This is a genomic window from Streptomyces sp. NPDC056452 (genome assembly GCF_042796085.1).
GTDB lineage: Bacteria > Actinomycetota > Actinomycetes > Streptomycetales > Streptomycetaceae > Streptomyces.
The window spans coordinates 32,405-55,672 of record NZ_JBHTRI010000025.1 but is presented as its reverse complement, the minus strand read 5'-3'; the positions used below and the strand labels follow the sequence as shown (position 1 = coordinate 55,672).

Here is a 23,268-nt window from a genome sequence, read left to right as displayed (position 1 = left end):
GTATCCGTCGCCGAACGCCTCTGCCCGTAGGGTTTCTCACCTGCCGGAACCGGCGGGCGGCGGCTCGTAGCGGGCACGCTGCGCCTCGTGGGCGACCTCGGGGTCCTCGTCGTCCTCCAGCGCGGCCAGCACGCGTTTGCGCAGAGCGAGGCCGTGGGCGCAGAGCAGCCGGAGAGCGGACCGCCGCACGTGCTGGGGTCGGCCGGGGTCGACCAGGGCGGCCAGCCACTCCTCCGGGACGAGCAGGACGTAGGGGACCAGTGCCTTTCGGGCGGTGCGCACCACCGGCGGATGCGGGTCGTCCATGGCGGCCATCAGCTCGTCGGGGGAGACCGCGTCCAGCATGCGCAGGGCGGCGAGTGCCGCGGCGCGCACCCGGCCCTCCGGATGGGCCGTCAGCGGCCGCAGCAGGGCCACCGCGTCGGGCGCTCCGGACTCGGCCAGGCCGAACAGGGCTCCTGGCGGCAGGCCCGGTGCGGCGGGGTCGGAGCACATCCGGTGGTAGAGCTCCCGCGAGTCCTGGCCCTCCAGGCGCAGGACCAGACGGGCGGCGGAACGCACGCGCGCCGACTTGTCGGTCAGGCGGGACGCGGCCTCCGCTCCACGGTCCGCCCGGTGCAGGGCCATCACCGCGGAGGACCGCGTCACGGCCGAGGAAGCCGTGAGCAAGGGGTCCAGGAGCCGCTCCGGATCACCTGCGGCGACCTTGGCCAGCAGCTCGCCGGTGCACCCGTGGCGGACGAGCCGGTCCGGGGCGGTGAGCGTGAGCTCCGTCAGTCCGGCGGGCGTGAGCAGATCCCGTTCCAGGGCCAGTCGCGTCCCGAAGATCCGGACCTCCGGCGCATGGCTCGCGCAGAGCAGGCCCGGCAGCCCGGGCAGGGGTCCCGCGGCTGCAAGGACCCGGTCCAGGGCCCATCCGCCGTGCGGGAGCAGGGCCAGGCGCAGGGCCAGGGACACCAGTTCCGAGGGCTCGGCCCCCGGCTCCTGCAGGGCCGCACGCATCATCCGGCGGGCCCGCTCCCGTACGCGTGTGTCACGGTCGGCGCAGCGCGTCAGCAACAGGGGCAGGAGGGCGGGCCGGCCGGGGGTGAACGCCAACGCGGCCTCGCGGACCTGCCGGCGGTCGTGGCAGAGGGCGATCGCGGTCTCCGCTTCGCGGGGCGGGAACTGCGACCAGGTGACGTCCTTCGCCTCCTCGTCCCAGTGGGGTGCGGTCGCCCAGTCCACCGATCCGCGTCCGCCCGTATGACGTTCCCGGAGCAGGGACACCAGCGGCAGGACCCCGCTCCGCCGCGCGGTCTCCGAACGTATCCGCCGGTCGAGGTCGACCCACGCCTCCGGATCGGCGGTGTCCAGCGCCGCGGCCAGGGGCTTGCCCACCAAGAGGCGGTCCTGCGGGGAGAGGTACAACGTGGGGGACAGGGGGATCACGTTCCGCATGGGTCCAGCCTAGGGATCGCACGCGCCTCCCACCAGCAGCTTTGACAAACCATACGGAGGACTGCATAGTTATACCTACCAGTGACCGCACCGCGCAGGGCTTCATCGAGATCTTCGGTCCTTCCCCGAAGATCGCGGCCACGTGCGACCTCGTCCGATCCCGCGTCACCCACCGCCTCCCCTCCGTACGCGTGCGGGGAGGCGGTCGCACATCCCACCCTTGCACTCCCGAGGAGCACGCAGTGAGCAACGGCACCGGCAACAGCGACGTACGCCTCTGGGGCGGCCGTTTCGCCGACGGACCCGCCGAGGCGCTGGCCAAGCTGTCCGCCTCCGTCCACTTCGACTGGCGGCTCGCCCCGTACGACATCGCCGGCTCCCGCGCCCACGCGCGTGTGCTCAACAAGGCCGGCCTGCTCACCGAGGACGAGCTCGACCGCATGATCGCCGGCCTCGACTCGCTCGAAGCCGCCGTCGCCGACGGCTCGTTCACCGGCACCATCGCCGACGAGGACGTCCACACGGCGCTGGAGCGCGGTCTCCTGGAACGTCTCGGCCCGGACCTCGGCGGCAAGCTGCGGGCCGGCCGGTCACGCAACGACCAGGTCGCCACGCTCTTCCGGATGTACCTGCGCGACCACGCCAGGATCATCGGCGGCCTGATCGCCGAACTCCAGGACGCGCTCGTCGGGCTGGCCGTGGCCCACTCCGACGTGGCCATGCCCGGCCGTACGCACCTGCAGCACGCCCAGCCCGTCCTGTTCGCCCATCACATCCTGGCCCATGTGCAGCCCCTCATCCGGGACGCCGAGCGGCTGCGGCAGTGGGACGAGCGGACCGCCGTCTCCCCGTACGGCTCGGGCGCGCTGGCCGGTTCGTCCCTCGGGCTCGACCCGGAGGCGGTCGCCGCCGACCTCGGCTTCGAGCACGGATCCGTCGCCAACTCCATCGACGGCACCGCGTCCCGGGACTTCGTCGCGGAGTTCGCGTTCATCACCGCGATGATCGGCATCAACCTCTCCCGGATCGCGGAGGAGATCATCATCTGGAACACGAAGGAGTTCTCCTTCGTCACCCTCCACGACGCCTTCTCCACCGGGTCCTCGATCATGCCGCAGAAGAAGAACCCGGACATCGCCGAGCTGGCCCGCGGCAAGTCCGGCCGCCTCATCGGCAATCTGACCGGCCTGATGGCGACCCTCAAGGCCCTCCCGCTCGCGTACAACCGCGACCTGCAGGAGGACAAGGAGCCCGTCTTCGACTCCTGCGACCAGCTGGAGGTCCTGCTCCCCGCCTTCACCGGAATGATGGCCACGCTCACCGTCAACCGTGAGCGCATGGAGGAGCTGGCCCCGGCCGGCTTCTCGCTCGCCACGGACATCGCCGAGTGGCTGGTCAAGCAGGGCGTCCCGTTCCGGGTCGCGCACGAGGTCGCCGGCGAGTGCGTCAAGGTGTGCGAGCAACAGGGCATCGAGCTCGACGAACTGACGGACGAGCAGTTCGCCAAGATCTCCGAGCACCTCACCCCCGAGGTGCGCACGGTACTCAACGTGCCCGGCGCGCTCGCCTCCCGCAACGGCCGCGGCGGCACCGCCCCGCTGGCCGTCGCCGTCCAGCTCGCCGAGGTGAAGGCCGATCTGGCGACGCAGCACGCCTGGGCGACCGCGCGCGGCTGATCCGGCGGCATCGCGGGCTACGTTGGTCGGGCAGGTACATGAAACCGACCAGGAGGAGTCCGCGATGCCCTTCGCCCGCCTGAACCGAGCGACCACCCCGACCGCCCACATCGGGCTGGGCCTGGCCGCCGTCGGCAGGCCCGGTTACATCAATCTGCACCGCGACCGGGACCTCCCTGCCGACCGCAGCGCGGACGCGCTGCGCTCCCGCACCCACGAACTCCTGGACGCCGCCTACGCGCAGGGCGTCCGGTATTTCGACGCGGCCCGCTCCTACGGCCGGTCCGAGGAGTTCCTCGCCGACTGGCTGACCGCCCGGCCCGAGGTGACGGACGTGGTCATCGGCAGCAAGTGGGGCTACACCTACACCGCCGACTGGCGCGTCGACGCCGAGGCGCACGAGGTCAAGGACCACAGCCTCGCCACGTTCGAACGCCAGCGCGCCGAAACGGCCGGACTGCTCGGCGAACGGCTCGACCTCTACCAGATCCACTCGGTGACCGCCGACAGCCCGGCACTGAGCGACAAGGACCTGCATGCGCGCCTGGCCGCGCTGGCCGCGGAGGGCACCACCGTCGGTCTCTCCACCAGCGGCCCCGCCCAGGCCGACGCCATCCGGGCCGCCCTTTCCGTCACGGTGGACGGCGAGCCCCTCTTCCGTACCGTCCAGGCCACGTACAACGCGCTGGAGACCTCGGCGGGGCAGGCACTCTCCGAGGCGCACGACGCCGGGCTCACCGTCATCGTCAAGGAGGCCATGGCCAACGGCAGGCTCGCCGGGACCGAAGCCCCCGCCGTCGTCCAGGAGATCGCCGCCGAAGCCGAACTGGGGGCGGACGCCGCCGCCCTGGCCTTCGTGCTCCACCGGCCGTGGGCGGGCGTCGTCCTGTCGGGAGCGGCCACCGTCACCCAGCTCGCCGGCAATCTGCACGCACCGCTCCTCGACCTGGACACGGAGCGGCTGGACCGGCTGGACGCGCTGGTGGAGGAGCCGGAGGCGTACTGGAGGCACCGCTCCTCGCTGCCCTGGAGCTGAGCCGGCCTCACACCCAGGCGGCGAGTGCGTCGAAGTCCGCCCGCACCAGCCCCACCCGGGGGTCGACCGGACGCAGCAGCGCCCGCCCCGGGTGGTGCCCCGCCACCCAGCCCTTGTCGAGGTCCGTGATCTCGTCGTCGACCCAGGCGAACGGCCTCCCGGCCGCGTACTCGACGACGTACGGCGTCTTCCAGTACGTCCCGTCCGCGGTGGCGCCGTGCATCGCGGGCCAGTCGATGTACGGCAGCGGGGGCAGCCCGAGGTGCGGACCGATCCACTCGTTGGCCTCGCCCTTCCAGGTGGTCGCCCAGACGAGTTCGTACCGGTCGGTGAGGGCCAGCAGTTCGTCGCCGTGCTCCGGGTTGAGCAGGACCGGCAGCGCCGGCCCCGCCGTCCACCCCGTCGGCCGCATGCTGTGCCGCCGGTAGCCCTCCGGCGTCCTGCGGCGGGACAGCGCCATGTACGGATTGAGCGGGCCGTCGATGTCGATCAGCAGCAGCGGCTTCATCGCCTCATGGTGCCCGCTGTCACCGCCGGACAGGGTGGAAGGCTTCAGGAGCTCGTGAGGATGACGAGCTGCTGGGTCGCCCTGGTCATCGCGACATAGCGGTCGACCGCCCCTTCGACGCCCTCGCCGAACTCCTCCGGGTCGACGAGGACGACCAGGTCGAACTCGAGCCCCTTCGACAGCTCCGGGGTCAGCGACCGGACGCGCGACGTCGAGCGGAACGCCGGATCGCCGATGACACAGGCGATCCCGTCGGCATGCTCGGCGAGCCAGGCGTCCAGGACCGGGCCCAGCTCCGCAACGGAACCGTGCACGACGGGAACGTTGCTGCTGCGGATGGAGGCCGGAACGTTGGCGTCCGGGAGCACGGCCCGGATGACCGGCTCGGCCTCCGCCATGATCTCCTCCGGCGTCCGGTAGTTGATGCTCAGCGAGGCCAGGTTGATCCGGTCGATCCCCACCCGCTCGAGCCGTTCCTGCCACGACTCCGTGAACCCGTGCCTGGCCTGGGCGCGGTCCCCGACGATGGTGAAGCTGCGGGACGGGCACCGGAGCAGCAGCATCTGCCACTCCGCGTCGGTCAGTTCCTGGGCCTCGTCCACGACGACGTGGGCGAACGGGCCGGCGAGCAGATCCGGTTCGGTGCCCGGCAGCGCGCTCTCGTCGATCAGGGAGTCCTGCAGGTCCCGGCCGTGCAGCATCCCCAGCGCGCCCTCGCTCTCGTCGATCACCATGTTCTGGAGCATGCTGGTGATGGACTCGGCCCTGCGCTCGCGTTCGTCGGCGACGGCGGCCTCGTTCCGACGCCTGCGCCGCGCCGCCTCGGGGTCCCCGACCCGCTGCCGCGCCGCGTCCAGGATCGGCAGGTCGGACACGGTCCAGGCCTGGGCGTCCCTGCGCTGCAGCCGCTTGATGTCGTCGGGGCCGAGCCAGGGAGCGCACTTGCGCAGGTAGGCGGGTACCGACCACAGGTCTCCGACGAGGTCGGCCGCTTCGAGCAGCGGCCACGCCCGGTCGAAGGCCGTGAGCAGTTCCCTGTTCCTCAGCAGCGACCTGCGCAGCAGGTACTCCGAGCCTTCGCCCTCGTACTTGTCCATCAGGATCGTGAGCAGTTCCTCCCAGACCTGGTCGCGCGCCTCGTTGTGCGGCGCGCCGGGTCCTGCCGCTTCGAACGCCACGGCCCAGTCGGCGGCGCTCAGCCGGATGTCGGACCACTGGGTCGTGACGATCATCCCCTCGGTCGGCGGCTCCTCGTAGAAGCTGACGGCCGCCTCCACCGCCTTCACGAGGTTCGCCGACGACTTCAGGCGGGCCACCTCCGGGTCGCTCTCCACGCCTGCCGCGGCTCCCTCGGTGACGAGGTCCCGCAGGGTGCAGGTCTGCACGCCCTCCTCCCCGAGGCTGGGCAGGACGTCGGCGACGTAGCCGAGGTAGGGCTGGTGCGGACCGACGAACAGGACGCCGCCCCGGCGGTGACCGAGGCGGGGGTCGGAGTAGAGGAGGTAGGCGGAGCGGTGCAGCGCGACGACGGTCTTCCCCGTACCCGGACCGCCGTCGACGACGAGAGCGCCACGTGATCCCGCGCGGATGATGGCGTCCTGGTCCGCCTGGATGGTGCCGAGCACATCCCGCATCCGCGGCGACCGGTTGCTGCCCAGACTGGCGATGAAGGCGGACTGGTCGTCGAGCGCGGCGTGCCCGGCGAAGCCGTCCGGGGTGAACACCTCGTCCCAGTAGTCGTTGATGCGGCCCCGTGTCCAGCGGTACCTGCGGCGGCTCGCCAGACCCATGGGGTTGCCGTGGGTGGCCCCGAAGAACGGCTCGGCAGCGGGTGAGCGCCAGTCGAGCAGCAGCCGGCGGCCCGAGCTGTCCGTCAGGCCCAGGCGTCCGACGTACACCGGCTCGGAGGTGTCCGCACCGACCATGTGCCCGAGGCACAGGTCCATGCCGAAGCGACGCAGTGTGCGCAGACGGGCGGTCAGCCGGTGGATCTCGGAGTCCCTGTCCATGGCCTGCCGGCCCACCCCGCCGGGGGTCCTGAGCTCGGCGGCGAGGCGGTCGGACAGTTCGCCGATCGACTGCTCGAGGCACTCCGCGATGGCCGCGAAGTGCTGCTCGTCACCGGCGATCAGTGCCGGGTCGGCCTTGTTGGAGAGGCGGTCGGGAAGGTCAAAGGCGCTGGTGGTCAGCGGGTTCACGGCGTTGGCTCCGATCTGAGGTCGCTTGCAACCATTGCGCGCAGCAAGGTGTCTGGACCGGTGTGAAGAATTCTGGTGACCGTGGCGGGCAACGGCCACCAGGGGTGTTGCGGTCTCGTGTTCCGGGCTTCCGGGCTTCCGGGGTTCCGGGGTTCCGGGGTTCCGGGGCGAGGATCCCGCGTGGCTCACGCGGAACTCGGCGGCCCATCGGCGGCCACCCGTCCGGCCCAGTGCGGCCGCCCCGGCGGCCTGGGTGCCACCAGCGGTTCGGCACCCCCGCGCCATCCGTACGCAGATGACAGCACGCGCACGTCGTGGCTCCCTCATTTCCGCAGGTAGTGGCTTCGGCTGATGATTCTGGGGCATGAGGGGGGCCTTGCCGCAAGGCCCCCCGTGCGCTATATGTTGAGAGTGGAAAGGAGTGGGTACTCCTCTTTTCCCTCTGCCGTCCGCTCCGGACGGACCCCCTCCTCGCGAATCCGCGGTGCGCCGCGTGCGCCGGTACCGTCGGCCCAGGAGGGTCCCCCGTTAGCCTACGGATGCGGCGACGGTTTCGAGAATTCCCTCAGGATGCGCGGCACGGCCGTGGGTTGCGACGCACCCAGCTCTCGGAATGAGACATTCTTGTCTCATGTGGGCTAGTGTCGTCTCATGACTCTCGACCGTGAGCAGGTGCTGCGCAGTGCCGCCGCACTGCTGACCCGTAGATCGACCGCCACCATGGACGAGGTCGCCAAAGCCGCGGGCATCGGCCGTGCCACCCTGCACCGCCACTTCGCCGGACGGGATGCGCTGGTCAGGGCGTTGGAGAACCTGGGTATCCAGGAATTCGAGGCCGCACTGGACGCCGCCGAACTCGACGAGGGAACCGCCGAGGAAGGACTGCGACGCCTCGTCGCGGCCGTCGAGCCCGCTGCCGGGCTGCTGTCCTTCCTCGTCAACGAGAACCAGCTCTTCGAGGGCGACCAGGTGAACGAGGGGTGGAACCGGCTCGACGCCCGGGTCTCCGCCTTCTTCCGCCGCGGCCAGGAGCGTGGCGAATTCAGGATCGACCTCACACCGGCCTGGCTGACCGAGGCCCTGTACGGGCTCGTCGGCACCGGCGCGTGGGCCGTACAGGCCGGCCGGGTCGCCGGACAGGACTTCCAGTACATGATCGTCGAGTTGCTGCTCGGCGGAGCACGCCGGAGCGTGGAGAAATGACCAGCAGCGAGCACCGCCCCGGCATCTCGGGCGACCCGTACCACCCGGGGCGGTGGATCGCCCTGGCGGTCCTCGTCCTCGCCGTCCTGCTGGTGGCCGTCGACGCCACCGTCCTCGGCCTCGCGACCCCGTTCCTCAGTGAGGACCTCGAACCGACGGCGACCCAGCTGCTCTGGATCGGCGACGTCTACTCCTTCGTCATCGCCGGACTCCTGGTCTCCATGGGCAGCCTCGGCGACCGCATCGGCCGCAAGAAGCTGCTGCTGACCGGGGCCACCGCCTTCGGCGCGGTCTCCGTGCTCAACGCGTATGCGAACAGCGCCGAGATGATGATCCTGGCCCGGGCGCTGCTCGGTGTCGCGGGAGCCACCCTGATGCCGTCCACGCTCGCCCTGATCCGGAACCTCTTCCACGATCCGCGCGAGCGAAGCTTCGCCATCGGCATCTGGGGTGCCATGGCCTCCGCGGGCGCGGCGGTCGGCCCCGTCATCGGCGGTGTCCTCCTCGAGCACTTCTGGTGGGGCTCGGTCTTCCTGATCAACCTGCCGGTCATGGCGGTCCTCGTGGTCGTGGGCATCAAGATGATCCCGGAGTCGAAGGACCCGGCGCCGGGGCCGTGGGACCTGCCCAGCGTGGGGCTCTCCCTCATCGGCATGGTCGGCGTCGTGTACGCCATCAAGGACCTGGCGGCGCACGGCATCAGCTGGGCCGTCGCTCTCTCAGCCGTGGTCGGTGTGCTCTCGCTCGTCTGGTTCGTACGGCGGCAGTTCCGGCTCCCCGCACCCCTGCTGGACATGCGGCTCTTCCACCACCGGGGCTTCTCGGGGGCGGTCCTCGCCGACCTGCTGACCATCCTCGGCCTGTCCGGCCTGGTCTTCTTCCTCTCCCAGTTCCTGCAGCTGGTCCAGGGGCGCAGCCCGCTGGAGGCCGGGCTCGCAGAACTGCCCGCGGCGATCGGCGCGGTGACCGCCGGGCTGCTGGCGGGCAGGGCTGCCCGGCGCTTCTCGGTCCGGTCCGTCGTCGCGGGCGGGCTGGGGGCGATCGGGCTGTCGCTCGCGGTCGTCACCCTCATCCACAAGGAGACCGCGTATCCGCTGCTCGGAGCTCTGCTCCTGGTGGTCGGCGTCGGCGCCGGATTCTCCTTCACCGTCACCGCCGACGTCATCCTCTCCAGCGTCCCCCATGAGCATGCCGGCTCCGCGTCCGCCGTCTCCGAGACGGCGTACGAGCTCGGCGCGGCCCTCGGCATCGCGCTGCTCGGCTCCATCGTCACCAGCGTCTACCAGGGCTTCGCCACCCCGGAGGGAGTCCCGGCGGCCACCTCCGCGGCGGCCCACGAATCACTCGGCGGCGCCGTGGAATCGGCCGAGGCACTCCCCGCGCAGCAGGCGGAGGCACTGGTCTGGGCCGCGCAGGAGGCGTTCGTCAACGGGCTGAGGGTCGCCGCGGGCGTCGGCGCCGCGGTGCTCCTGGCGACCGCCGTATCCGCGTGGTACCTGCTGCGCGGCCAGAAGCTGGAGGAAGGCATCGTGCCGGACGACCGGCCGTAGGGCCTTTCGCGCCGGCCAAAGGTCCACCCGAGCGGCGGGCACACGAAAGGGCCCGTACCCCGCCATCCGGGGGTACGGGCCCTTTCACGCCGGACGCGGCCGGATCAGGCGGCCTTGGCCTTCGTTGCGTACATGTCGACGTACTCCTGGCCGGACAGCCGCATCACCTCGGCCATCACCGAGTCCGTCACCGCCCGCAGCACGTAGCGGTCGCGGTCCATGCCCTCGTAGCGCGAGAACTCCATCGGCTCACCGAACCGGACCGTCACCTTGCCCGGACGGGGCAGCCCGGCGCCGCCCGGCTGCAGCTTGTCCGTGCCGATCATCGCGAACGGCACCACCGGCGCACCCGTCATCAGCGTCAGCCTCGCGATGCCCGTACGGCCCCGGTAGAGCCGGCCGTCGGGGGAGCGGGTGCCCTCGGGGTAGATGGCGAAGGCGTTGCCCCCGTCCAGCACCCGGCGGCCCGTCATCAGGGCGGCGACGCCTCCCCGGCCCCCGTCCCGGTCCACCGGGATCATTCCGCAGCCCGTGAAGAACCAGGCCATCAGCCGGCCCTTGAGGCCCTTGCCGGTGACGTACTCGTCCTTGCCGATGTAGAACACCGGCCGGTCGCAGCAGATCGGCATGATCATCGAGTCGATGAACGTCAGATGGTTGCCCGCGAGAATCACCGGCCCGGTCCCCGGAATGTTCTTGGCGCCTTCCACCTGGGGGCGGAACATCAGGCGCAGGATCGGTCCGAGCACTGCCTTGATGACCGTGAGTCGGGACAACGCATCCTCCGGTGTAGTGGCCGGGCCGGCCGGGTCGGGAATTTTAAGGGTCTGTGCAGGTGAGGACGATACTCGCGGGTACCCCCGAATCGCACATCGGGTTCACCGAGTGGATACGCAGTGTTGACGTGTGTTTCCGCCATGTTCGTCCACGTGCCGCCCCACCGATGGCGTAGCTGCCTACGATCAAGCCACTCGAGCCTCTCGTACGGATGGGGCCGGGCTCGCGTGCACCGTTACTCCGTCTCCCCGTCGTCGGGCAGCTCCTCCGCCCCGCGATCCACGGCACCTGACCCCGACCCGATCCGGCCTGATCCACACGGAAGACCCCGGCTCGACAGGTGCCGGACATCACATGCGAGGAGTACTCATGACAGAGCGTGCGCAGAGTCCCGGCCGGCGGACCCTGCTGGGAGCGGCCGTCCTCGGTGCGGCGGCCCTCGGACCGGTCGGTACGGCGAACGCGGCCGGGCACGGCCGGTCCGGACAGGGCGGCGGCCACGGCTCCTACCGGGACCTGCCCGTGCCGACCGTCATCGGCCACCGCGGCGCCAGCGGCTACCGGCCCGAGCACACCCTCGGCTCCTACCAGCTGGCCCTGGACATGGGCGCGCACATCGTCGAGCAGGACCTGGTGCCGACCAAGGACGGCCATCTCGTCTGCCGCCACGAGAACGACATCACCGGCACGACGGACGTCGCGGACCACCCCGAGTTCGCGGGCCGCAGGACCACCAAGACGGTCGACGGAGTCTCCCTCACCGGCTGGTTCACCGAGGACTTCACCCTCGCCGAACTGAAGACGCTGCGCGCCAAGGAGCGGATCCCCGGCAACCGCCAGGAGAACACCCTCTACGACGGCCGCTGGGAGATCCCCACCTTCGAGGAGGTCCTGCGCTGGGCCGACCAGGAAGGACGCAGGCGCGACAAGCCCGTCTGGCTCTACGTCGAGACCAAGCACCCCTCGTACTTCCGGGGCCTCGGGCTCGGTCTGGAGGAGCCGCTGGCCCGGCTGCTGCGCCGCCACAACCGGCACCGCGCGAACTCCCCGCTGATCCTGCAGTCCTTCGAGCCGACCTCCGTGCAGCGGCTGTCGAAGCTCGTCGCCACGCCGCGCGTCGTCCTGCTGTCCGGACCGAAGGAGCGGCCCTGGGACTTCGTCGAGTCGGGCGACCCGCGCACCGTCGCCGACCTCGTGAAGCCCGCCGGGCTGACGTGGATCGCGTCCTTCGCGCAGGGCATAGGCCCGACGCTGGACCTGGTCATCCCCAAGGACTCGGCGGGCCGGCTCACCACACCGACCACCCTGGTCCGGGACGCGCACGCGCGCGGCCTGATCCTGCACCCGTACACGATGCGCAACGAGAACTCCTTCCTGCCCGCGGACTTCCGGCGCGGCACGGACCCGAACGCGTACGGCGACGCCTTCGGCGCCTTCCGCACCTACTTCGCGGCCGGCATCGACGGGGTCTTCTCGGACAACCCGGACACCGCGCTGCTCGCGGCGGCCGACTTCGCCGGGGACACCGCCGGCCACTGAGCCACCGCCGTCAGCGGCCCGGCCGGGATGCCCCGGTCGGGTGGAGCTCCCCGTGCACGGCAACCGGCTGTGGACGGGGGGCGTTGACGTGGCATGACGCTTCTCGATCAAGCTCCCGCGGCCCGCGGCCCGCTCACCCCGGCCGCTGTCGTCCGGGCCCTGCTCCCGCTGGTGCGTGCGGAGGCGACGGCCGAGGCACCGGCCGCCGAGGTCGATCCGGCGGACCTGGAACAGGCCGTGTGGCTGCGGCTGCTGGAGCGGCCGGCAGGACAGGGTGCACCCGCGGATCCCGCCCGCTGGGTCCGCACCGCCGTACGGGCGGAGGTGCGCCGCGCACGCCGCAGAGCCCGGCGCGAGCGCGCGTACACCGCGGGCGAACCCCCGGGGGACTGGAGCGGCTGCCCGGAGCGCCTCGCCCTGGGGGCGGACGAACGCCGGGTGCTGCGTGCGGCAGTGGACCGGCTGCCCGGCCGGTGTCCCCGGCTGCTGGCGGCGATGCTCGCTCCCCACGATCCGACCTACCGGGAAATCGCAGGGGAGTTGGGTATGTCACAGGGGAGCTTGGGCCCGATCCGTTCCCGATGCCTTGGATGTCTGCGCAGAATGCTCGCGGCGGAGGTTGTAGCTCCTGAAGTGCGGGGATAGGAGCGGTAGACAACCGGCGGACCAGGTGAGCGGGAGGCATGCACACATGGGCATGAGCGTGACCATCTCGGCGGCGACAGCACAGGACGTCGAGCAGATTTTCAAGCTTCAGTACCTCTGCTTCCAGAGCGAGGCGGAGCTCTACGGCAACTACCGGATCGACCCACTCATCCAGACCCTCGAATCGGTACGCGGCGAAGTCGCCACGGACCTGGTGTTCGTGGCCCGGCTCGGTGAGGAAGTCGTCGGTTCGGTACGTGGCTTCACCGACGGGGACAGCACCGGCCTCATCGGCAAACTCTGCGTCCACCCCCGGCTCCAGGGACACGGCCTCGGCGCACGTCTGCTGCGTGCCGCGGAATCGGGCCTGGCCGACGGGCGTTCGGCCAGGCGCTTCCGGCTGCACACCGGAGAGCGCAGCGAGGCGAACCTGCGGCTCTACAGCAAGGCCGGCTACTCCAGGGTGGGCAACGCCACCGGCGAGGACGGCGTCCGTCTGATCCTGCTGGAGAAGGACGCTGCCGCACCGGCCTACGTGGCCAGTGCCTGAAGGACCGCGGCAGGCCTGAGAGTCACGCGTTCCGCGCGCGGCGCAGCCAGATCATCCCGGTGACCGGCAGGATCACCGGGATGAACAGGTAGCCCATGCCGAAGTCCGACCACACCGTGGCATCGGGGAACGCGGACGGCTCCAGCAGGGTCCAGGTGCCGACGACCAGCACCCCCGCGAGCTCGGCGGCGCAGCACACCAGCGCCGCCCTGCGCGCCTTCTCGCCGCCCCGCACCAGCGAGTAGGTGATGAAGCCGTATACGAGTGCGGCGACGGCGGACAGTACGTAGGCCAGCGGCGCCTTGTCGAAGTCAAGGATCATCTCGACGATGGAGCGGGACGCGGCGGCCACGGTGAACACCCCGTAGAACCAGACCAGTACGCGCCCGGGTCCGGTGCCGAGCTCGAACTGCGGCTTCGGGCCCGCGGGTGCGGGGGAAACGCCGGGGTCGCCGGTGCGGTCGGTGTCGGTCACGGTCAGTTTCCCCAGATGTCGTAGAGCCGCACTTCGAGCACGGCCAGTACGACCGCGCCGGCCGCCACCGTCACCGAACCCCAGCGGGTCCGCTCGCTCAGCGACAGGAAGCCCGCCGCGGGCACGGCCGCGAAGGCGCCGATCAGATAGGCGATGAAGATCGTCATGCCCTGGTCGGGCCGCTCACCCCGGGCCATCTGCACGATCCCCACCAGCAGCTGGGCCAGCGCCAGCACGGAGACGACGGCCATCCCGATGAAGTGCCAGTCCTTCGTGGGCTGGTCCCGGTAGGCGGCGTAACCGCACCAGGCGGCGAGGGCGAGCGCGGTCACGGCGACCGCGACCGTCAGGGCGTCAAGCATGCATTGAGGGTATTACGGACCCCGGGACCCGCCGCGTGCGGGCCCGGCCCCCGGGCGGGCACCGGCGTCCGGGCCGCCCAGGTGTCCGGACATCGTGGCCTTGACCACAGCAGGCGCCCGGTCAGGGCGGGCCGGGTGCGGTGGACGTGGCCTGCCGCACCCCGTATCACCGCAGGTCAGAGCGGTGCTCAAGAGGAATGGGGCCGGAGGGCGGGTGTCGCGGAGCGACCATCCACGACTGTCCGCTATCCGGACAGCTGGATCTTCCGGAACGTCACGTCTGTTTTACTGGGGCCCATGACCACGACGAGCTCCCGCATCCCTGCGACCGAGGCGATCACCGCGCCCGGTGCTCGTTGTATGTGTCGAATGCGCGCCTTCTGAGGGCCCCCGCCTGAGCCTCGCGCCCCGAAGCGAGACCGAGCCCGCGCCGTCCGTAGCCAACGGATCGAGCCCGCCCGGGCATGTGCCGCGCCGCCGTCCACCGACGGGCCCGGCCGTGCCGAGACTCCCACCGGTCGACCACGAGACCACCGAGAACAGTCTCTTCAGACGAATGCCCCGTGCCCGGCGGACACCGCGCCGTGCACTCGACAGTGACGGAAACCCCCTGTGATCACCACTTCGGGCCTCACGAAGGTCTACCAGTCACGCGGCCGTGAGGTCACCGCCCTGGACGGCGTGGACCTCCATGTCCGCGAAGGCGAGGTCTACGGCGTCATCGGACAGAGCGGCGCCGGAAAGTCCTCCCTCATCCGATGCGTCAACCTGCTGGAACGCCCCACCGCCGGCACGGTGACCGTGGCCGGCCAGGACCTCACCGCCCTCGCGGGCCGCGGCAAGCGGGCCGGCAAGGAGCTGCGCGAGGCGCGCAGCCGTATCGGCATGGTCTTCCAGCACTTCAACCTGCTGGCCTCACGCACCGTCCTCGGCAACGTCGAGCTGCCCCTGGAGATCCTCGGTGTCTCCGGCCAGGCACGCACCCGCAAGGCACGTGAGCTCCTCGACCTCGTCGGACTCGCCGACAAGGCGAAGGCCTACCCGGGCCAGCTCTCCGGCGGTCAGAAGCAGCGCGTCGGCATCGCCCGCGCCCTGGCCGGCGACCCGAAGGTGCTGCTCTCCGACGAGGCGACCTCCGCCCTCGACCCCGAGACCACCCGCTCCATCCTGCAGCTGCTGCGCGACCTCAACCAGGAGCTCGGCCTCACCGTCCTGCTCATCACGCACGAGATGGACGTCGTCAAGACGATCTGCGACTCGGCCGCGCTGATGAGGAAGGGCCGCATCGTCGAGTCGGGCACCGTCGGCACACTGCTGGCCACGCCCGGTTCGGAGCTGGCCCACGAGCTCTTCCCCGTGGGCGGCACGGCCTCCGGCCCCGACCGCACGGTCGTCGACGTCACCTTCCACGGCGAGGCCGCGGCCCGGCCGCTGATCTCGCAGCTCTCCCGTACGTACAACGTCGACATCTCGATCCTGGGCGCCGCGATGGACACCGTCGGCGGCCGGCAGATCGGCCGGATGCGCATCGAGCTGCCCGGCCGGTTCGAGGAGAACGTCGTCCCGATCGGCTTCCTGCGCGAGCAGGGCCTCCAGGCCGAGATCGTGGACAGCAGCAGCACCACCGCCATCCCCGCACAGACCCCCGCCCCGCTCACCAAGGAGGTGGCGAAGTGACCTGGTCCGAAATGCAGCCACTGCTCACCCAGGGAACCGTCGACACCCTCTACATGGTGCTGTGGTCCGCTGTCGTCACCGTCCTCGGCGGACTGCCGCTCGGCGTTCTGCTGGTCCTCACCGACAAGGGCGGGCTGCTCCAGAACACCGTGGTCAACAAGGTCATCGGCGTGATCGTGAACATCGGCCGCTCGCTGCCCTTCATCATCCTGCTGATCGCCCTGATCCCCTTCACCACCTGGGTCGTCGGCACCTTCATCGGCCCGTCGGCGATGATCGTGCCGCTCGCAGTCGGCGCCATTCCGTTCTTCGCGCGCCTCGTCGAGACGGCGATCCGCGAGGTCGACCACGGGCTCGTCGAGGCCGTCCAGTCGATGGGGGGATCCATCCCCACGATCGTCCGCAAGGTCCTGCTTCCGCAGGCGCTGCCCTCGATCGTCTCCGGTGTGACCACCACCGTCATCGTGCTCATCGGCTACTCCGCGATGGCCGGCGCGGTCGGCGGCGAAGGGCTCGGCTCCAAGGCCGTCACCTACGGATTCCAGCGCTTCGACAACCAGTTCATGCTCATCACCGTCGTGCTGCTGATCGTCATCGTGACCCTGATCCAGCTGATCGGCGACGGAGCCGTACGCCTGCTGGCCCGCCGCGGCCGCACCACCTCCTGACTTCTCCTCCCCAAGAAGCCCGAACTCCTTGTCCGGGCGCACCACCATCACCACCGGAAAGAGGCACTCTTCGTGCGTAAGAACATCAAGATCACCGCTGCAGCCGCCGCCACCGCCGCCCTTGCCTTCGGCCTCAGCGCCTGCGGCACGGACTCCGACCCGGCCGCCAAGGGCGAGACCGGCGCCAATGCCGACACCTCCAAGGCCCTCGTCGTCGCCGCGTCCCCGACGCCGCACGCCGACATCCTGAACTTCGTCAAGGAGAACCTGGCGGACAAGGCGGGCCTCAAGCTCGAGGTCAAGGAGTTCACGGACTACGTCCTGCCGAACACCGCCACGGAGAACGGCCAGGTCGACGCCAACTTCTTCCAGCACAAGCCGTACCTGGACGACTTCAACAAGAAGCAGAAGACGCACATCGTCCCGGTCGTCAACGTGCACCTGGAGCCCCTCGGCCTCTACTCGAACAAGATCAAGGACGTCAAGGACATCAAGGCCGGCCAGACGGTCGCCGTGCCCAACGACACCACCAACGAGGGCCGCGCGCTCCAGCTGCTCGCCGAGAACGGGCTGATCACCCTCAAGGACGGCGTCGGCACGGACGCCAAGCTCAGCGACATCACGGACAAGAAGGGTCTGGAGTTCAAGGAGCTGGAGGCCGCGACCGTGCCCCGCGCCCTGAACGATGTCGACGCCGCGGTCATCAACGGCAACTACGCCATCGAGGCCGACCTGAAGCCGGGCAAGGACTCGCTGGTGCTCGAGAGCGCCGACGGCAACCCGTACGCCAACTTCCTCGCCGTCAAGGAAGGGAACGAGAAGGACGCCCGCGTCCAGAAGCTCGTGAAGCTCCTCAACTCCGACGAGGTCAAGAAGTTCATCGAGGACACCTACCAGGGCTCGATCGTCCCCGCCTTCGGGGTGCCCGCCAAGTCCTGACCCTCCGGGGCCACTTGTCCCACGAGCCCCGCACACCCCGCCCGGGGTGTGCGGGGCTCGGCCGTGCGGACCCGGCCATGCACATCAACGGCCCGATGCTGCATGCTGTGCCTTTACACGGTCTTCGGCATGGAGCTGCGCATGAATACCACCTTCCCGTCCATCTCCATCAGCACGGACAGGTTGGTGCTGCGCCCCTTCGACATGGCGGACATCCCCGCGTACATCGAAATGATGAACGACGAGCTGGTCACCGCCTGGACCGATGCGCCACACCCCTACACGCAGGTCGACGCGGAACGGTGGGTCCGCAGGATCGCCCCCGCCGAGCGCACCCAGGGCAACGGCATCGTCTTCGCCGTCACCGAATTCCTCACCCAGCGCCTCGTCGGCTCAGTCCGGCTCCACAACACCGACTGGCGCACCCTGGCGGCCGAGGTCGGCTACATCACCGCCCCCTGGGCACGGGGCGAGGGATACGCCACCGAATCCGTCCTGGCCCTCGCCGAGTGGCTCTTCCGCGACCAGGGCTTCGAGCGCATCGAGCTGCGCACGGCCGCCGACAACACCGCCTCGCAGCAGGTCGCCCAGAAGCTGGGCTGCATCAGCGAAGGAGTGCTGCGCAACGCACGGATAGCGCGCACCCGGACCGAGAACGGTACGGACGGCGGCTGGACGGACATCAGGACCGACCTGATCGTCTGGGGGCTCCTCCCGGAGGACCTCGAAGGCGTCGCCGAGCAGCTGGCCGACGCGGGCGGCTACGGCACCTACAACGACTGGAACTGACGGCCTCCTCCGGGCTCCGGGAAGCCGCTGGCCGGCCCTTGGTACGGACCGGATACGCTCACCCTTGCTCCGCCGCTCCCGCGCAGAGCCCACGCCTGCGACACACCAGGAGACTGACGACGATGGCCGACCGGGTCACGGTGATCGGCTGGGACGGCTCGCCACTGACCAGAGCGGCCACGGCCGCGCTCTCGGCCGCCACGCTCGTCGCCGGAGCCGCCCACCACCTGGCGCTCCCCGAGGTCCCCGGGAGCGCCGAACGGATCCGCCTCGGCAGCATCGACCTGGCCGCCCGCAGGATCGCCGGGCACCGGGGCAGCGCCGTGGTCCTCGCCGACGGCGATCCCGGCTTCTTCGGGGTCGTACGCACCCTGCGCGCACCCGAACACGGCCTCGAGGTCGAAGTCGTCCCCGCCGTCTCCTCGGTGGCCGCCGCCTTCGCCCGCGCGGGAATGCCCTGGGACGACGCACAGGTCGTCGTGGCCCACCCGCGCACCCTGCGCCGCGCGGTCAACGTCTGCCGCGCCCACCACAAGGTCGCCGTCCTCACCTCCCCGGGCGCGGGACCCGCCGAGCTCGCCCTGCTCATGGAAGGCGTCCACCGGACCTTCGTGATCTGCGAGGAGCTCGGCACCGAACGCGAACGGGTCACCGTCCTCACCTCCGACAAGACCGCCGACCACACCTGGCGCGACCCGAACGTCGTCATCGTCATCGGCGGCGGGCCCGAGAGCCCCGCCACCGGCGCATGGATCGCCGGCCGCGAGCCGGTCCACCCCCGGGGCGCCCGCGGCTGGGCGCTGCCGGCCGGCACCTACGGACCCGTCGGGGCGGAGCCCGGCGAGGGCGAGTCGCCCGGCCTGCGGGCCGCCCAGCTGGCGCGCCTCGGTCCGCGCACGGGCGACCTGGTCTGGGACATCGGCTGCGGCAGCGGCGCCCTCGCCGTGGAGGCCGCCCGCTTCGGCGCGGCGGTCCTGGCCGTGGACAGCGACCCGGACGCCTGTACCCGTACGACGGCGGCGGCCCGGACCTTCCAGGTCCCGGTCCAGGTCGTCCACGGCCGGGCCCCGCACGTTCTCGAACGCCTGCCCGAGCCCGACGTCGTACGGATAGGCGGCGGCGGCGTTCCCGTGGTCACCGCCGTCGCCGCCCGGCGCCCGGAGCGCATCGTCACCCATGCCTCCAACCGGGACGAGGCCGAAGCCCTCGGCGCGGCGCTCACGGAGAACGGCTACACCGTCGAATGCGCACTGCTCCAGTCCGTCGAACTCGACACCTCTGCCTGGGTCGAGCGCGAACGGTCCGTCGTGTTCCTGCTCTCCGCGCTCCGTTCCGACCTCGCCCCCTGAGCTGCTCGCCACGGAGCGCGAGGTAGGCTGACCGATTGTTGTACCGCGCCCGGCCGTTCGTCGCTTCGTTCGTCAATGTCCGGAAAAGTGGCCCGTTTTGGTCCGCGATGTGGTACGGCGAAACCGGGGGACGCGCAACGTGGCGCAGTCCACAGCAAGCCGTGGCAGAACTGCCTGTCGCGGCGGCGAACGACCGCGAGAATGTATAGCTCCGCGCGCGTTTCGTGCCGCGCGGCGAGCCCGCTCGTTCTAGTTGACGAGCACCGGCGTGCCGTGGTTCGGGCATCCCGGGCGAAGGGCCGAAGGAGCACTGACGATGGGCGAGGGGTACGCATGACTGACACCGGCCAGATCCCGGGCGAGGGACTGCCGGAGAACGCAGGCATGGTGGAGCAGCCGGGCATCCCCGCCCCGGACGCGTACACCTACCTCGACCCCTCCGAGCACGCACCCGAGGACGAAGACCTTCTGCTGATGCCCGCGCCCCAGGGCGCGTGGAGCGACGCACCCGCCGCACCGGCGCCCGCGCCGTCGGGCCTGCCCGAGCAGTCGGCAGGACAGCAGTCCGCCTTCCAGCAGCCGCAGCACCACGCGCATGTGCCGGCGCAGGGCCAGCCCCTGTACGCCGCCGAGGCGCAGACGGCCGCGACCGGCACGCACGAGTCCGGAGGCCGTGACTCCGGCTCCGTCGACCTCAACGGAGTGCGGATCCCGGCCCCCGCCCCCGCCCCGGTGCAGGCTCCCGTCCAGGTCTCCGTCGCCGCCCAGTCCGCCGCCCCCACGCGGCGCCCGCTGCACCGCGGCCCCGTCTCCGGGGATGCCCCCTCCTACGGCGGTGCCCCGAGCGGCGGCGTCGTGCGCTCACTCGCCGACCGCGGTCCTGCCGGTGCCCCGCAGAGCCCGATGCCCGCACGGCACGCCGGGCCGCCCACGACAGGTCCCGAGTACTTCGACATCCCGGCCGACGGCCAGGCCCCGCTGCCGGGCCCGCAGCTGGGCGAGATCCCGCCCCAGCTCGCCGACCCGTGGGGCGCGCAGGCACCCGAGCCGGCTTTCCGGCCCGAACCCGTCCCGGCCGCGCCGGCAGAAACGGCCGCCCCCGCAGAGGCAGTCGTCCCGGCAGAAACGGTCGCCCTGGAACCGGTAGCCCCGGAACCGGTGGCCGAGACGGCACCGGACGCGCAGACCGGGACCCCCGAAGGGCTTCCCGAGGAGGTTTCCGGGGAAACTCCCCTCACGACGCCCCTCGATGCGCCGGTCGAGACCGCCGCAGCCGAGCCCATGGGGCAGTTCGTGCCCGTGGAAGGCTCCGTGCCGACGACTCCGCACCTCGCCCCGACGCCCGCCTCCCCGGCAGCCGGCCCCGTACAGCCGGAAGCCGTGGCTGCGACGGCTGAGGAGGCCCGGCCCGACGCGGCCGTCGAGCCCGAGCCCGTGGCCGCTCCTGTCGCGTTCGCGCCCGAGGCCGCCCCGGAGGAAGCCGTTGCGCCGACCGCGCCGCAGCCCACCGCTCCTGTGGTGGCCCTCGCCCCGGTGCCGGTGGAGGCCCCGGAGCCCGCGCAGGCGGTTGAGGAGCAGGACCTCGTCGCCCCGGTCACGGTTGCCGAACCGGCACCTGCGGCGGAGCCCGTCGCGGTGGCCGAGCCGGTTGCCGTGCCGGAGCCCGAGCCGGTTGCGCTCGTGACGCCGGCACCCGTCGCGGAGCCCGACCCCGAACCCGTCGCGGAGCCCGTCCCCGTACCGCAGGCCGAACTCCCCGTGGAGGCCGAGACCGAACCCGGCACCGGACCGGAGATCATCGAGACTCCGGCCCTGGATGTCCCTGCCCCGGTTGCCGAGCTCCCGGACAGTGCGGCGCCCGAAGCCGTGACGACGGACGCCGCTCCCCGCGAGGCCGAGGCGGTGTCCGCGGAAGCGGCTCCCGCCGGGGCAGTCTTCGTCGAAGCGGCTCCGGCCGAGGCTCTTGCCGCCGAGGTCGCTCCTGCCGTGGCCCCCGAGCCCGCCGAACCGTCACCCGTGTCCCCGCCCGCTCCCGGCTACGACGATGCCGAGCGCGAAGCCGTCCTCAAGGTCATGCGCGAGCGCCGCGACATCCGCAACGGATTCCGCAGCGACCCCATCCCGCACGAGGTGCTGCTCCGCGTGCTCGAAGCCGCGCACACCGCACCGAGCGTCGGCCACTCCCAGCCGTGGGACTTCGTCGTCATCCGTTCCGCGGAGACCCGGCGTTCGATGCACGAACTGGCGCAGCGCCAGCGGGAGGCGTACGCCAAGTCGCTCCCCAAGGCCCGGGCCAAGCAGTTCAAGGAACTGAAGATCGAGGCCATCCTCGACACTCCGGTGAACATCGTCGTCACCGCGGATCCCACCCGCGGCGGCCGCCACACCCTCGGCCGGCACACCCAGCCGCAGATGGCCCCGTACTCCTCGGCGCTCGCCGTCGAGAACCTGTGGCTCGCCGCCCGCGCCGAGGGCCTCGGAGTCGGCTGGGTCAGCTTCTTCGACGAGCGTGAGATGGTCCGCGCACTCGGCCTGCCCGATCACCTCGAAGTCGTCGCGTACCTCTGCGTCGGTTACGTCGACGAGTTCCCCGAGGAGCCCGAGCTGATGCAGGCGGGCTGGTCCAAGCGCCGCCCGCTGTCCTGGGTCGTCCACGAGGAGACGTACGGCCGTCGTGCCCTGCCCGGCGAGGAGCCGCACGACCTGCTGCAGGACACGATCGCGAGCATCCGCCCGCTGGACGCGAAGGCGCTCGGCGAGGCATGGGAACGCCAGAAGCGGATGACGAAGCCCGCAGGCGCGCTCGGCATGCTGGAGATCATCTCCGCCCAGCTGTCCGGACTCTCGCGGGTCTGCCCGCCGCCGGTCCCGGAGCCCGCCGCCGTCGCGATCTTCGCCGGTGACCACGGGGTGCACGCCCAGGGCGTCACCGCGTGGCCGCAGGAGGTCACCGGCCAGATGGTCGCCAACTTCCTCGGCGGCGGAGCCGTGTGCAACGCGTTCGCGGCCCAGGTCGGCGCCGAGGTCTGCGTGGTCGATGTCGGAGTCGCCTGTGATCTGCCCGCGACACCCGGCCTCCTTCCCCGGAAGGTACGCCCGGGGACGGCCGACTTCACGACGGGCCCCGCGCTCACCCGCGACGAGGTCCTCGCGGCGATCGAGGTCGGCATCGAGACCGCGCGGGACCTGGTGGCGGCAGGCAACAAGGGCCTCCTCACAGGTGAGATGGGCATCGCCAACACCACAGCGTCGGCGGCCCTGATCTGTGTGTACACGGGCATGGACCCGGCCGAGGTGACCGGGCGGGGCACCGGGATCAACGACGAGATGCACGCCCGCAAGGTCGATGTGGTCCGGCGCGGCCTGGAGCTGCACCAGCCCGACCCCGCCGACCCGATCGGCGTGCTGGCTGCCGTGGGCGGCCTCGAGCACGCCGCGATGGCGGGCTTCCTGCTGGGCGGCGCTTCGCTCCGCACACCCGTCATCCTCGACGGTGTGAGCGCGGGCGCGGCCGCCCTGGTCGCCCGTGCGATCGCCCCCGAGGCGCTCGCCGCCTGCATCGCCGGACACCGCAGCGCGGAACCCGGCCATGTCGCCGCCCTCAACAAGCTGGGCCTGCGCCCGCTGGTCGACCTGGACCTCAGGCTCGGCGAGGGCACGGGCGCCCTGCTCGCACTGCCGATCGTGCAGAGCGCGGCGCGCGCGATGCACGACGTGGCGACCTTCGACTCCGCAGGAGTCACGGAGAAGTAGCGGGCTCCGCGCCGCAGGAGGACCGGTCCCACCCGGGTGGGACCGGTCCCCGGGTGCGGGGACGACCGAGGGCCGGGGGCGGGCCGAGCCCCGGTCACAGGCAGGGCGGGCGCGGGAACAAACCTGCGGCGTGC

19 protein-coding genes are annotated in these 23,268 nt (G+C 71.4%); 13 read left to right on the top strand and 6 right to left on the bottom strand.

The window, feature by feature from the left end:
• Positions 1–36: 36 nt before the first annotated feature.
• A complete protein-coding gene (locus ACFQ6X_RS23860; RefSeq protein ID WP_383184381.1) occupies positions 37–1,440 on the bottom strand; it encodes a HEAT repeat domain-containing protein in 1,404 nt (467 codons plus the stop codon).
• Positions 1,441–1,682: 242 nt separating this feature from the next.
• Between ACFQ6X_RS23860 and argH the strand changes: the two genes are divergently transcribed.
• Both argH and ACFQ6X_RS23850 read left to right on the top strand, forming a co-directional pair.
• Positions 1,683–3,116 carry an argininosuccinate lyase gene (gene argH / locus ACFQ6X_RS23855; RefSeq protein WP_383184380.1) on the top strand — a complete coding sequence of 478 codons (1,434 nt, stop codon included), beginning with the start codon at positions 1,683–1,685 and terminating at the stop codon, positions 3,114–3,116.
• Between the two features lie 64 nt (positions 3,117–3,180).
• A complete protein-coding gene (locus tag ACFQ6X_RS23850) occupies positions 3,181–4,152 on the top strand; it encodes an aldo/keto reductase (protein ID WP_383184379.1) in 972 nt (323 codons plus the stop codon).
• 7 nt (positions 4,153–4,159) lie between these two features.
• Here the strand turns inward: ACFQ6X_RS23850 and ACFQ6X_RS23845 are convergent, their stop codons facing one another.
• Together ACFQ6X_RS23845 and helR are read right to left on the bottom strand one after the other, a co-directional pair.
• Positions 4,160–4,660 carry a hypothetical protein gene (locus tag ACFQ6X_RS23845; protein WP_383184378.1) on the bottom strand — a complete coding sequence of 167 codons (501 nt, stop codon included), beginning with the start codon at positions 4,658–4,660 and terminating at the stop codon, positions 4,160–4,162.
• Positions 4,661–4,704: 44 nt separating this feature from the next.
• Positions 4,705–6,858, bottom strand: coding sequence for an RNA polymerase recycling motor ATPase HelR (helR, locus tag ACFQ6X_RS23840; RefSeq protein ID WP_383184377.1), 2,154 nt, complete (start codon positions 6,856–6,858; stop codon positions 4,705–4,707).
• A 651-nt stretch (positions 6,859–7,509) separates the two neighbouring features.
• Here helR and ACFQ6X_RS23835 point away from each other — a divergent pair.
• A complete protein-coding gene (locus ACFQ6X_RS23835) occupies positions 7,510–8,061 on the top strand; it encodes a TetR/AcrR family transcriptional regulator (protein WP_383184376.1) in 552 nt (183 codons plus the stop codon).
• Positions 8,058–9,611 carry an MFS transporter gene (locus ACFQ6X_RS23830; protein WP_383184375.1) on the top strand — a complete coding sequence of 518 codons (1,554 nt, stop codon included), beginning with the start codon at positions 8,058–8,060 and terminating at the stop codon, positions 9,609–9,611. The genes ACFQ6X_RS23835 and ACFQ6X_RS23830 overlap by 4 nt, the downstream gene beginning before the upstream one ends.
• Before the next feature lie 104 nt (positions 9,612–9,715).
• Here ACFQ6X_RS23830 and ACFQ6X_RS23825 read toward each other — a convergent pair whose 3' ends face one another.
• On the bottom strand, positions 9,716–10,387 hold the full coding sequence (locus ACFQ6X_RS23825) for a lysophospholipid acyltransferase family protein (protein WP_329212861.1): 672 nt from the start codon (positions 10,385–10,387) through the stop codon (positions 9,716–9,718).
• Positions 10,388–10,757: 370 nt separating this feature from the next.
• Here ACFQ6X_RS23825 and ACFQ6X_RS23820 point away from each other — a divergent pair, with 370 nt between their 5' ends.
• From ACFQ6X_RS23820 to ACFQ6X_RS23810, 3 genes are all read left to right on the top strand, one after another.
• Positions 10,758–11,927 carry a glycerophosphodiester phosphodiesterase gene (locus ACFQ6X_RS23820; RefSeq protein ID WP_383184374.1) on the top strand — a complete coding sequence of 390 codons (1,170 nt, stop codon included), beginning with the start codon at positions 10,758–10,760 and terminating at the stop codon, positions 11,925–11,927.
• 93 nt (positions 11,928–12,020) lie between these two features.
• Positions 12,021–12,572 (top strand): sigma-70 family RNA polymerase sigma factor, encoded by a 552-nt coding sequence (locus tag ACFQ6X_RS23815; RefSeq protein WP_383184373.1) that lies wholly within the window; start codon positions 12,021–12,023, stop codon positions 12,570–12,572.
• A 46-nt stretch (positions 12,573–12,618) separates the two neighbouring features.
• Positions 12,619–13,122, top strand: coding sequence for a GNAT family N-acetyltransferase (locus ACFQ6X_RS23810; RefSeq protein WP_351170721.1), 504 nt, complete (start codon positions 12,619–12,621; stop codon positions 13,120–13,122).
• Positions 13,123–13,144: 22 nt separating this feature from the next.
• Here the strand turns inward: ACFQ6X_RS23810 and ACFQ6X_RS23805 are convergent, their stop codons facing one another.
• Positions 13,145–13,597 carry a hypothetical protein gene (locus ACFQ6X_RS23805; protein ID WP_383184372.1) on the bottom strand — a complete coding sequence of 151 codons (453 nt, stop codon included), beginning with the start codon at positions 13,595–13,597 and terminating at the stop codon, positions 13,145–13,147.
• A 2-nt stretch (positions 13,598–13,599) separates the two neighbouring features.
• Positions 13,600–13,959: a hypothetical protein gene (locus ACFQ6X_RS23800; RefSeq protein ID WP_356415617.1), complete on the bottom strand. Its 360-nt coding sequence runs from the start codon at positions 13,957–13,959 to the stop codon at positions 13,600–13,602.
• A 612-nt stretch (positions 13,960–14,571) separates the two neighbouring features.
• On the opposite strand from ACFQ6X_RS23800, the gene ACFQ6X_RS23795 reads away from it, so the two are divergent.
• The 6 genes from ACFQ6X_RS23795 to cobT all read left to right on the top strand — a co-directional run bounded on the left by ACFQ6X_RS23795 (position 14,572) and on the right by cobT (position 23,134).
• Complete coding sequence (locus ACFQ6X_RS23795) at positions 14,572–15,636, top strand: methionine ABC transporter ATP-binding protein (RefSeq protein ID WP_383184371.1); 1,065 nt, start codon at positions 14,572–14,574, stop codon at positions 15,634–15,636.
• Positions 15,633–16,304 carry a methionine ABC transporter permease gene (locus tag ACFQ6X_RS23790; RefSeq protein WP_383184370.1) on the top strand — a complete coding sequence of 224 codons (672 nt, stop codon included), beginning with the start codon at positions 15,633–15,635 and terminating at the stop codon, positions 16,302–16,304. Before ACFQ6X_RS23795 ends, ACFQ6X_RS23790 begins: the two co-directional genes overlap by 4 nt.
• 72 nt (positions 16,305–16,376) lie before the next feature.
• On the top strand, positions 16,377–17,243 hold the full coding sequence (locus tag ACFQ6X_RS23785) for a MetQ/NlpA family ABC transporter substrate-binding protein (protein ID WP_383184369.1): 867 nt from the start codon (positions 16,377–16,379) through the stop codon (positions 17,241–17,243).
• A 102-nt stretch (positions 17,244–17,345) separates the two neighbouring features.
• Positions 17,346–18,032: a GNAT family N-acetyltransferase gene (locus tag ACFQ6X_RS23780; protein ID WP_383184368.1), complete on the top strand. Its 687-nt coding sequence runs from the start codon at positions 17,346–17,348 to the stop codon at positions 18,030–18,032.
• Between the two features lie 122 nt (positions 18,033–18,154).
• Positions 18,155–19,381, top strand: coding sequence for a precorrin-6y C5,15-methyltransferase (decarboxylating) subunit CbiE (gene cbiE / locus ACFQ6X_RS23775; protein WP_383184367.1), 1,227 nt, complete (start codon positions 18,155–18,157; stop codon positions 19,379–19,381).
• A 333-nt stretch (positions 19,382–19,714) separates the two neighbouring features.
• On the top strand, positions 19,715–23,134 hold the full coding sequence (cobT, locus tag ACFQ6X_RS23770) for a nicotinate-nucleotide--dimethylbenzimidazole phosphoribosyltransferase (RefSeq protein WP_383184366.1): 3,420 nt from the start codon (positions 19,715–19,717) through the stop codon (positions 23,132–23,134).
• Positions 23,135–23,268 lie beyond the last annotated feature (134 nt).